This window comes from Larkinella punicea (genome assembly GCF_003334855.1).
In the GTDB taxonomy this organism is placed as follows: domain Bacteria; phylum Bacteroidota; class Bacteroidia; order Cytophagales; family Spirosomataceae; genus Larkinella; species Larkinella punicea.
Window position 1 is genome coordinate 158598 of sequence record NZ_QOWE01000019.1, and the last position, 11579, is coordinate 170176.

The 11579-nt window shown below is 51.6% G+C and carries 6 protein-coding genes; all 6 read right to left on the reverse strand.

Annotated elements, in window-relative coordinates; all coding sequences use genetic code 11:
* Nucleotides 1-469 precede the first annotated feature (469 nt).
* Nucleotides 470-2686 carry an alpha/beta hydrolase family protein gene (locus DUE52_RS22060; protein WP_165840996.1) on the reverse strand — a complete coding sequence of 739 codons (2217 nt, stop codon included), beginning with the start codon at nt 2684-2686 and terminating at the stop codon, nt 470-472.
* Nucleotides 2687-2905: 219 nt separating this feature from the next.
* The gene (locus tag DUE52_RS22065) at nt 2906-4609 is read right to left on the reverse strand and encodes a RagB/SusD family nutrient uptake outer membrane protein (protein ID WP_114408225.1); all 1704 of its coding nucleotides are present in this window, start codon (nt 4607-4609) and stop codon (nt 2906-2908) included.
* A gap of 13 nt (nt 4610-4622) precedes the next feature.
* The gene (locus DUE52_RS22070; RefSeq protein ID WP_229312261.1) at nt 4623-8018 is read right to left on the reverse strand and encodes a SusC/RagA family TonB-linked outer membrane protein; all 3396 of its coding nucleotides are present in this window, start codon (nt 8016-8018) and stop codon (nt 4623-4625) included.
* A gap of 152 nt (nt 8019-8170) precedes the next feature.
* On the reverse strand, nt 8171-9187 hold the full coding sequence (locus tag DUE52_RS22075; RefSeq protein ID WP_114408227.1) for a FecR family protein: 1017 nt from the start codon (nt 9185-9187) through the stop codon (nt 8171-8173).
* Nucleotides 9188-9234: 47 nt separating this feature from the next.
* A complete protein-coding gene (locus tag DUE52_RS22080; RefSeq protein WP_114408228.1) occupies nt 9235-9906 on the reverse strand; it encodes an RNA polymerase sigma factor in 672 nt (223 codons plus the stop codon).
* 247 nt (nt 9907-10153) lie between these two features.
* Complete coding sequence (locus DUE52_RS22085; protein ID WP_114408229.1) at nt 10154-11578, reverse strand: sulfatase; 1425 nt, start codon at nt 11576-11578, stop codon at nt 10154-10156.
* Nucleotide 11579 lies beyond the last annotated feature (1 nt).

The window sequence follows — 11579 nt, forward strand, 5'->3', positions numbered from 1 at the left end:
CCCCGACAGGTCGGCTCATGCCCACCGGCAATAACGTAACGAATATGGGCAAGTACCTTATTGACGGCAGTGGTATTGGAAGGATTATGATACGCAACTAAAGCCAGGTAATTCATCGCCCGGCCCGTAACCAGCACATTATAGTCCGTATACTCTGTGCCGGGCGCAGGATCCGCAGACCAACGAACCAGGGTGGAACTGAGCGCCTGGGTCAGCACGGCAGGAGTAGGTGTAAAGGATTGTGCATAGGTCAAAATATTGAAAGACAGGAGTACACAAAAAAGTGAAATGGATGTAAGTTTCAAGGCTTTCATAACATGATAAAGGAGGGTTGAGGAATTTCAAAAGGGTAGCAGAAGCCAGTCCAACCTGTTTTCAGGATGGCTGCTCACGGTCAATCTGCTTTTTTCTCGCAGATTCGTAACGGACGTGCGATTGACTACAGTAAAGTGTTGTCAGACGGGTTGTTTCATTTCATCCAATCAGCAAAAAAGTCGTTGAGTATTTCGTTGTTCGCGTCGCCGGTCGTCAAATGAAAGGCCCGGGGAAACCCGGCGTGTTGGTAGGTCGATGTCACAAACGACAGCTCGTTCTGAAGCACGTCCTGAGTTTGCTCACTGCCTTTCCCATCGGTTACATTGGTCATCAATAGTTTGCGGGGAGCCAGGCTGGCCGCCAGATCGGCCAGGTCGTAGGCCGTGAGAGCCGCCGAAACAGTCCCTTCAATGAAATCGAGGTTATAAAATTGATGAGCGGTTATTGAATGGTACGATACGTACGGATTAAGCAAGGCAACACGACTAATGGCCGGCTCAAACGCTGCCGCATGGAGAAGCACCGGCGAAAGTTCCCGAACCGCAATGCCTCCCACATCAGTAGCTCCCTTTCTTTTCAGCAACTTCACCAGTTTGACCACATCGCCTGCTCTTAATCCCACTAAACTACGGCCAATCAGCACCGAGCCGTACCAGAGATCATACCCCAGACCATCCATCTTCACATGTTGAAAATAGTTGCTGCCCGCCCATTGACCCGGCCCGGTTTCACCCGTCCCAATTAGGTCGGGAAGCAGGACGTGGCATCCGCCGTTGACCAGGGTCAGTACTTCCTCATTACTGGTTAGGCTAGCTTTGCCTTTGGGCGAGACGTAAATAACCGCCTTTCCGTTGGGCTTCGATGGAACATAGAGCAGGTATGGAATGACATAATCTCCTTCGCCTTTGATAAACTGTTTCTCAATCTGAAACCCTTTTTTCGGAAGCACACCCACAAAAACGGGTTTATCGTCCGGATTGGGTGCTAGATAGCCCGACAGCTTTTGGGCCTCACGAACCACGTTGGGCAGATGCACACCCGGATTTTTCCGGGCCTTTTGCAAATCAGCCAATAGCTTATCCGCCTGACGCGCATTCAGGCTAAAGATAGTTTCGGTTTTCTGCGAGGTCGATACCTGGCCGGTGGGTGTTACCTGAATTTCTTCCGTCGTCAGGTACTCGACCGAATCTTCCTGCGCGTTGCCGGGGTTACGGAGTGTTTTCTGAAAAAACGCGTACATCGCTTCGCGGTTCTTCCGGGTCGATGCGTGGGCCGCAATGTCTTCGACCATGCCGAAGTTTTCCGGTTTTCCATAGGCCTGATAGATGCGCGACACTTCGGCATGGGTATCGCGCGAGCCCTGATGGTTGAAATAGTCGTTCAGCGTCGTGATCATCAGCGTCGGTTTGGGCGCGCGAGCCAGCAGAAAGTCGGGTTCGTCAAACGCCCGGCCAATAATATTCGGCAGGTTCTGTTCGGCGTCGGGTGGGCCGAGGGCCTGCAACAAACGCGTAAAATTGGTGATGTAACATTCGGGGGCCGTTGCCAGAATCCGGTCGTCGAGGGCACCGATAAAGGCGGTTTGCGTACCTCCGCCCGAACGACCCGTCATGCCGATCCGTGCCGGGTCGACCTCGGGGCGAGTCAGCAAATAATCGAGTGCCCGAATGCCATCCCATAGCATGTAACGCGCCTGGCAACTCCCCGAAATGAACGTCTGCACACCTGGCATATCGTGTTCACGGGTTGGACTCCCAACGAACGATTTACCCGTTTTTTCATCACCATATTCCAATCGCTCCCCCTGCCCAACGGCTTCGAACGCCAGCACCACAAAGCCTTTCTGCACCAGATTCAGCAACACCTGCTGGTAGGGATGCGCCTTATAGCCCGTGGGCGAGTGACCGCTGCAATACACGATGCCCGGTGCTTTTCCGGTCAACGGTTCCGGCACAAACAAGGTAGCAGGCACATAGAAACCCGGCTGCGATTCATAGATCAGGTGTTCGACCCGGTACCCTTTTTTATGCAGCACCCGTACGGTTTTGGCATTGAGCGGAGTCCGTTCGGGAAATGGGCCGATGGCATCCCGTAACGTTTGCCGGGCCCATTGCTGGCGCTTTTTCCAGTCGTTCAGGGTATTGATGCGAGCAACGGTTGCGGTCCGTTTTTCGAGGTGATTCGTGGATTGCCGGAGCAGATGCCGAAACAACGCGTTGTCGTCGGAACGGAGCAGAAACCAGTTTTGCAAGACATTGTATTCTTTCTGCGCCACGATTCGGCCCGGCAACAGCAGACATAGGCTGCAAAGTACCAGGAGTTGCTTCCAGGTCGTTCCAGATCGAACGGATCGAAGTTGTCGATAAGCCATACATAGTCTATTCATTTTTCCACTTCGAGAACAGGAAACGCTTTTTATCTAATTCCTTTCCCAGAAAGGCACAACATAGCTGTCAGGTCAATACGCCTTCTCTACAAAACGCGCTAACAAACGTTCACCTATAAACGTCGACTCAATACCGGGAGAAAGCCAGCGAGCAGTGCTATGCTGGCTTTCTTATTTACCAACCTATGATGAATAGTTTCAATCTTACCAGCCAGGGTTCTGGGTCAGCGCTGCGTTCATTTCTATTTCGGTGCGGGGAATCGGCCACAGGTAATCGCGATCGGTGAATTTGCGAACGAAATGCGGTTCGCCAAACAGGTTTCGAATAACCGTACCATCGAGTTGTGCCTTCGCAATTCCCCACCGCCGAACATCGCTGAACTGATGGCCTTCGCCCGCCAGTTCGACTTTTCGTTCGTGGGCAATCCGGTCGAACAGCTGGGCTTTGGTGGTAACCGCCAACACGGCAGGTCCACTATTCAGACCCGGCATTCCGACGCGGGTCCGGACTTTGTTGAGTTCAATAATGGCTTTCGCCAGTTGCCCGTCTTCGTTGTAGGCTTCCGACAACATCAGCAGGACGTCGGCATACCGGATAATGGGGAAGTTGAAAGGCGTGTGTTCGCGGACGCTCATGGCTCCATTTTCGTTCCCTTCCGGTGTAAACTTGCGCCACAGGTAGGTAAACCAGCCCGAATTATTACGGCATTGCCCGAAGTTTTCGCTCACTCCAGCCGCTACCACAAACTGCAACATCCGGACCTGATTGGCCACAAAACCAAGGTGATAGGAATACGGCACAATCAGAGCAGCGTTCATACGCGGATCACGACCCCGGTATATTTTGCCCAGCAAAGCCGTATCGGGTATGGACGTTAGCTTGCCGTTGGTATGCGTAGCCCAAAAAGTTTTCCGCTTAACCGCATTGTCTTCATTGAATTTGGGAATAACGTCATTCCAGTTAAACCGGGAACCGTCTTTGTTTTCGTAACTATCGGCCAGTTCTGTGGTGGGCATGCCAAAGTTTCCCCCTCCAAACGAACCTCTGAAACCGGTGTTGTAGGCATACGGGATGCCATACTCCAGCCCTACCCCACCGAGCGTCTGGACGGCAAAAATCATCTCGCTGCTTTTATGACCCGCCAGCTTAAAGAGGTCGGCATAGCTGGGGTAAAGCGCATAGCCGTAATTGTTCGACTTGTTAGAAACGATTTCCTCAAAATCGGCAATGGCGTTTTTCCAGTCTTTGGCATATAAATACACTTTGCCCCGTAATGCATAAGCAGCGCCTTTGGTCGCCCGTCCGTATTCGGCCTGCGGCCAGGCAACCGGCAAGTCCACAATGGCGTCGGTCAGGTCTTTCACAATAAAAGCACGAACCTCTTCAACCGAACTACGTGGGTTTTTCAGATTGTTGAAATCCGCGTTCAAATCAACCGACTCGTCGTAGACCGGTACCCCACCAAAATAGCTGAGGAGTTCGGCATAGTGGAGCGCCCGCAGAAATTTCGCTTCGGCCACAACCGGCTTTTTAACCGCATCATCGACAGGCATGTCCGGAACCCGGCGAATTACCTGATTCGACCGTTGAATTTCATCGTACTGATGCCGCCAGAAATTGCCGATATACGTCGTTTGTTCGGTAGCCGTACCCAGCATGAAGCTCAGGTAACCATTTTCCTGCCATCCGAAGGCCAGGCCACCCATGTTATCGTGCATGTACTTTTTGCCGTACAAATCATCACGACGAAGGCCCCCATACACCCCCATGATGGCTTGTTTGGCGTGTTCGGGCGTTTGCCAGAATGTTTCGGAACTGATCCGGTCGTACGGTACGGTATCCAACTGAACACAACCGATCAGCAGAGCCAGTGGCACGATTAAAAGGAATTTTGTATAGCGTTTCATAGTTGGTTCTGGTTTAAAAATCAATGCTTAAGCCTACAGTAGACTGTTTCATGGTCGGGTAGTTAAAGCTATCAATGCCCGAATTGCCCCCCCGGGTCTCCGGGTCAAAACCTTTGTAGTTGGTAAACGTCAGGAAGTTTTCCAGGCTGCAATAGACCCGAAGCCCTTCAAGGGTCATTTTTTGCGTAATCGACTTCGGCAGGCGATAGCCAAGCTGGAGGTTTTTCACCCGCAGGTACGATTTATCGACGATCCAGAAGTCACTGATGGCCCGGTTAATCATAGACGTCGACAACAATAACCGTGGATAGCTGGCATCGGTACGTCCCGGTGTCCACCGACCGTCGGCCACGTCTTTATTGATTAAATACAGATTAGCCGGGGTAGGCGTCCGCCAGTCGTCGAGCCAGTAATCTTTAAAGCCACCGATGCCTTGTAGCAGGCAGGAGAAATCGAAACCTTTCCACTGAAGCCCGAAGTTCATCCCGTACGTAAACCGGGGGGATGTGCCATGCCCCACCACGTATTTGTCGTCGTTATTAATGATGCCATCGCCATTCAGGTCTTTGTAGAGCAAATCGCCCAGTTGTGGGGTACCAAAAGCAGCAAACGGGTTCACTCTCTGACCTGAAGCATTGACGGGTGCATTATCGATCATCTGCTTTACCAGGGCCATATCCGACTCCGTTTGCAGAATCCGATCCGTTGCCAGCACGAACAGGGCGTTAGCCGGTAGTCCCTCCTGCAATAGATTTTCGTTCGAAATGGTGCGTTCATCGCCCTTAAACTTCGTTACTTCGTTGTTGATAAAGGCCATGTTCCCGCCAATCTGGTACCTGACCTCTCCGATCCGGTCATTCCAGTTGAGGGCAAGCTCGACGCCACGGTTCCGCACGCGGGCCGCATTCTGCTGCGGCAGCGAGGCTGTACCACGCACATTAGGGGCTGGTAGGTTGATCAGAATATTGCGGGTGTCCTTGTCGAAAAGTTCCAGCGAGCCTGACAGCCGGTTTCGGAAGAAACCAAAGTCGAAACCGAGGTTGGTCACGTAGGTACTCTCCCAGGTGATGATGGAATTGGCAATGGCCGTTTGGGCAAATCCCGTTTGCAACGTACCGTTTAGAACGTAGTTCGACGAAGCATACAGGGCCTGGTAATCGTAGTTTCCGATGCTGTTATTGCCCAAGGCTCCGTAGGATGCCCGAAACTTGAGGTTATCCAGCCAATTGATGCCTTTCATGAAAGGTTCTTCCGAAATCCGCCAACCGGCCGAAATCGAAGGGAACATCCCCCAGCGGGTATCCCCGGCTTTAAAGCGGGATGAACCATCGTAACGGATGTTTGCTTCGAGCAAATACTTCTCTTTCCAACCCAGATTCAGCCGGCCGAAATAGGAGTTCATTCCCCAGTCACTGGCCGTACCCGATGCATCGGCATCAACCGTAGCGGCATTCAATACGGTCAGTGACGGATCGGTCAGGTCAAATTTTTGGGCCTCAAACCACGACGATTTATAATACTCCTGGCTTGCGCCGGCCATGGCATGGATATTTAGCCTATTGGCAATCGTGGTCTGGTAACGGATGATCCCATCCATGTACTTACGAGCCGTCTGTTCGCTGCGGTTCAGTGCATACGTACGACCCGTTCCGGCCACCACAATAGAGTTGGTGCGGAAGCTCCAGCGATCTAGAAATACCGGTTGTTGTTCTTTCAGGTAGCCGGTTTTCTCGTAGTTAAAAGAGCCTTCCAGCGTAAGTCCTTTTACAGGATTGAAAACACCGAAAAAGCGGGTCGCCAACCGGTTCTGGTTAATGTCGCCTTTCCGGGAGTTGACCGTTGCCAGCGCGTTGTTTGTGACTCCACTGCCATCGGGGCTGTTGGAAGCCCCGTAGCGTCCGTCGGGAGAGCGATAGACCATCGCCGGCGACGTGGATGCACTCCAGCGGAAGGCACTGTTGTTGTCGAGCGCATCCGTTCCAATATCCGTGCTGGAGTTGGTGCCGCTGGCCAGCAAACCGAGCGTTAGGTACGGTTTTACTTTGGCTTCCAAATTTACCCGGCCCGAATACCGCCGAAAGCCCGTATTTTCGATGATACCGGGATTGTTCAGATACCCGAACGAACTGAAAAACTTAATCTTTTCGGTGCCCCCGTTGATCGATACATTGTGGTTCTGTGATATTACATTTTGACCAAACAGGTCACGCCAGTCGGTATTGGGATACATCAACGGATTTTTTCCGGCATCGTTTTTCCACAGATCGATCGACGACTGCGGGAAAATGGGGCTAACACCGGGCGTCGTGTTCTGCTGAGACTCGTTGTAAAGTTCCATATGCCGGGCATAATCGCTGACCGTTTCAACCAGACGCGTGGCTTTTTGAGCCGCTACATAACCATTGTAGTTGATCTTCATCGTTCCTTCCTTCCCCTTCTTGGTCGTAATTAGAATCACGCCATTGGCCGCCCGCGACCCGTAGATAGCCGCCGATGCCGCGTCTTTCAGAATGGAAACCGTTTCAATATCCTGCGGGTTGAGGTTATTCATGTTCGACTCGACCCCATCGACAATCACCAGGGGGCTGGCATTGTTCAGCGTACCCGAACCCCGAATCAGTAGCGAAGCACCATCGCCACCCGGCCGGCCATTGCCCTGATTGACCGACAAGCCGGGAGCCAGACCATACAGACTGGACGAAACGGAGGTAATCGGCCGGCTTTCAGCCACTTTAGCCATATCGATCGTTGAAACGGCTCCGGTCATATTCACTTTCTTCTGGGTGCCATAGCCCACCACCACCACCTCTTCCAACGCTTTGGTATCGGTTTGCAGCGAAACATTGATCTGGGTTTGATTCCCTACGGTTACTTCTTTGGATACGTACCCGACGAACGAAAACACGAGTGTAGCCTGCGCATTAGGCACGCTGAGGCTGTATTTTCCGTTCACATCAGTCGTCGCTCCGCGTTGGGTTCCCTTCACGACGACACTAACTCCTGGTAAACCTTCGCCTTTTTCATCCGTAACGTTGCCCGAAATCGGTACGTCTTTCGGTGCGGTTTCCGAAATCAGCGGTCGGTGAATCGCTGGGTGGTTATCGCTGGCAGGTACGGAAAGCATTTCCAGCCGACCAGCCTCCGGTATTTCGGGTAGCAGCTTCAGAGCGGGAGCGGTTTTGGCTTCTTTCGGCAGGGCAAAAATGACGTAAGATCCGCTTCCCTGTTTGGAGAATGCCAGGTTGTGCGGCTGTAGGAGTTTCGTCAGATTTTGTTCCAGACTCAGGCTCCAGTTAACGGTTGACGATAGCACCTGAATGTGCCGTACCACCCGGTCGGCGTAGAGCACATCGACACTGTAGTGGCTCTTTATATTCCGAAGCAACTGACTGAGTTTTACCGTAGCCACTGTCTGTTCATGAGCACGTTTCTGAATACGGGAAGTGGCTAATGTCTGGGCCGGGCAAACTGAAAAGGACAGGTTTGTCAATACCAGTAGCGATTTAAGGTATATCAATGTTCTCATTGAAAAAAGGTATTAGGATGTTAAAGGAGGCAGATTTAATCGTTGGCCCGGGCCGAGAAGATCACTTTTTTACCCCGACGAACAGCCTGAATGTCCAACGCTTTCGATATGGAAATCAACAGTTCATCCGCGTTGGTGGCTTTGAACGAACCCGAAACCGTTTCGTGCGCCAGCGCCGGATCAGGAATGGAAACGTGCAGACCATAATTGTCGCGCAGGAGTTGGGCAACCTGGCTCAGTGGCATTGAGTCAAATACAAACAGCTCATCTTTCCAGGCCGAAAACCGCTCCGGGTCGGCTACGTGTTTTCGCTGGATTTTTTCATCGACCAGGGTCACAACGTCACCGGGCGTCAAAACGATGGGAGCCATCGTCTGGTTGGTCTCCCGTTGCAGCACCACTTTGCCCTGATTCAAAACCACCTGCATCCGATTCTGCCGACTCGACACGGTAAACTCTGTGCCCAACACCACCACATCCAGTCCGTTGGGCGTTTTTACAATGAAGCGTCGGTTATCCTGCGTATGCGTTACCGAAAACTGCGCTTCGCCGGTCAGGAAAACTTCTCGGTTTTTCTGGCCCGGAAGGACCCATTTCAACCCAAACCGGGGGACTTTCAGCACGGAGTTGGCATTGAGCGTTACCCGGCTCCCGTCGTCTAGCACCCAGCTCCGGATCTGACCCGGTTCGGTGGCATAGGTTTGATTAACCAGTTCGGACCGGAACCACCAGCCCATGAGCAGTAAAATCGAAACGGAAGCGGCTATATACCAGCCCGAAAACCGGACTGGAAAGGGAGTTGGCTCAGTAGGCATCGCTACCACGGGTTGCTCGCCCTCTTTCTGGGCCAGGTAGTCGTGATACCGCGCAATGGCTGACGAAACATCCACCATGTACTGAGGATGCGTAAGCTCCCATTCAGCCAGCGTTTTGTAAAAAAACTCTTCGTTTTCCGGTTGCTTCGCCCATTCATCAATGGTCTGTTTTTGAAGTGCCGACGCATTCCCGTTAAAGTAATCGAACAGGAGCGTTTTCGTAATGGGGATATTCATGATAGGTCATATTTCTAAGTTAACCGAAACGATACGCAGCCCCACCGTTAGACCGGCCAAAACAAAGCGATGAGCGCTATCGATAACCACTTGTCTTTCAGGAGTTTTCGAATAGCCTGGCTGGCGCGATACACCTGAACTTCTACCGTTCGTACCGAAATTTGCAGGTCATCTGCAATCTCACGCAACTTCCGGCCCTCAAACTGATAAAGCAGGTAGATTTTTCGACGTTCCAGCGGCAAGGTGTTGATGGCTTTTTCGACATCCTGACACAATTCCTCATATTGGGTAATGGCGTCAGGCTGCCGAAATTCCTGGATGGGTAAGGGCGTTGCTTCCTCCAGCGGTGATTTGCGGCTCAGTTCCCAGCGCAGGTAGTTATAAGCCCGGTTTCGGGCGGTTCTAAACAGATAAGCCCGGTACGATGTCGTGATTTGATCGAATACGCCCTCTGAATAAAACTGATAGAAAATTTCGGAAACCAGGTCTTCTGCTACCTGACGCGACCCCACAAATCGTACGGTATGGGTGCAAAGCGGCTGGTAATATCGCTTGTATAAAAGTTCTACGCCCAATTGAGGGTTCTCCAGCAACGTCTTTCGAATAAACAACTCGTCATCATTGGACGGCGAACGCGGGGAATGGGAATCCTGATCCACGTTGGGTTCGATTCGATTGGGTTCGTCGGGCTGTTGAAAAGCAGAAGTGGTTTGCACCATAACTAAAAAATGTAAAAGTGCTTCCGGGAAAAATACTTTCCCGTTTCACATGCAAGACAAGTTAGACCCAACCGACTACTTACAGGCTATTGAAAAATTTTATTATTTTTTAGTACGAAATGGTTTTTTGTCTCTTCCGACACCTTTTAACATCGGGCCATAGTCAGTCACTTTAGGTAATATTGTACAGCTTGTCAGCCTTCAGAAGTCGTATTGATACCCGGCTTGCTTACTGTTATCTTACCCGTTAATTCTTTTCGGATTTAGCCTGCCCATACGCAGGATTGGGTAAGGGCATCTGGGCCTTTATTTGGTTACGCCAATCGGCCAGCAATTGGTGCATCTGCCGGGTTCGTTCGGGCATCAGGTCCGATAGGTCCCTGGCTTCGGCTATATCTTCTTTCAGGTTGTAGAGTTCCAGTTTGTGGGTCTCATACAGTTCGACCAGTTTGTAATCGCCAACCCTCACGGCTCCTGCCGGACGGCCCATCTGGTTGGAGAAGTGTGGATAATGCCAGAACAACGGCCGTTGCGAAATCCTGGCTTTTTCCGGTTCTTTAAACAACGCCCACTGGCTTTTGCCATCCACCTTAGCCGGAAGGGACGTAATTCCCGTCAGCTCGCACAACGTTGGCAGATAATCGATGCTGCTGTAATAGGTGTCCGAAACGACGCCTTTGGGGATTTTCCCCTCCCAGCTTACGATGGCCGGGACGCGCGTTCCCCCTTCATACACATGCCCTTTCCATTTTCGTAACGGCTCATTGCTGGTTGGTGTCGGTCCCTGTTCGGGCATACCCAGTCCGCCATTGTCAGAGGTAAAAATAACGATTGTATTCGCCAGAAGGCCCTGCTCTTTGAGCGTCTGCATAATTCGCCCCACGCCATCATCCAGACTTTCCAGCATGGCTCCGTAGTTAGGGTTATACTTACCGCCAAATTTATCATACTTCTGCATGTACTTGCCCAGTTTGTCGGCGCGGGGAATCATCAAAATATGCGGGGCCGAGTAGGCCAGGTAGAGAAAGAACGGCTGTTGAGCATTCTGCCGAATAAATTCTACACCATAATCCGTCAGCTTATCAGTCAGGTACGTAGTCCCGTTGTCTTCGTAATCCGTCTGTTGGGGTGAATCTTTCAGGATAGAATAGTTGTAATAATCCAGCCCATTTTTGCCAATCATGCGGCTATAGTCGAAACCCTGACTCCAAGGACCTTGTGTCTGAAGTTTTCCTGCTTCTTTCGAATGCAGGTGCCATTTCCCCACCATGCCGGTAGCGTAGCCTTTGCTTTTAAGCAACTCCGCCAGCGTTGTCTCTCCGGCCTCCAGTTGCGCTTCCCATTTCGGCGGAATGACGGGCGATGCTTTATCGACCCGACTGCCGGCAATGTAATTGGTCAGTCGCAAACGGGCCGGATATTTCCCCGTCATGATCGAAGCCCGGGTGGGTGAACAAACCGGACAGGCGGCATAGGCCTGGGTAAACCGCACGCCATTTTGAGCCAGTTTATCCAGATAGGGCGTTTCATGGAACGAATTTCCGTAACAACTCAAATCCTTCCAACCCAGATCATCGGCCAGAATAAAAACGATATTAGGTTGAACGCTTCGCTGACCGAAGCCAACCATCGACAACCCCAGAAAAAATAAAATCAGAACAGGTATTTGCATG

What these genes read in the sequence shown, in the direction of transcription:
- DUE52_RS22060 (WP_165840996.1), bottom strand. Translation starts at nt 2,686, where the DNA reads ATGGCTTATCGACAACTTCGATCCGTTCGATCTGGAACGACCTGGAAG.
- DUE52_RS22065 (WP_114408225.1), bottom strand. Translation starts at nt 4,609, where the DNA reads ATGAAACGCTATACAAAATTCCTTTTAATCGTGCCACTGGCTCTGCTG.
- DUE52_RS22075 (WP_114408227.1), bottom strand. Translation starts at nt 9,187, where the DNA reads ATGAATATCCCCATTACGAAAACGCTCCTGTTCGATTACTTTAACGGG.
- DUE52_RS22080 (WP_114408228.1), bottom strand. Translation starts at nt 9,906, where the DNA reads ATGGTGCAAACCACTTCTGCTTTTCAACAGCCCGACGAACCCAATCGA.
- DUE52_RS22085 (WP_114408229.1), bottom strand. Translation starts at nt 11,578, where the DNA reads ATGCAAATACCTGTTCTGATTTTATTTTTTCTGGGGTTGTCGATGGTT.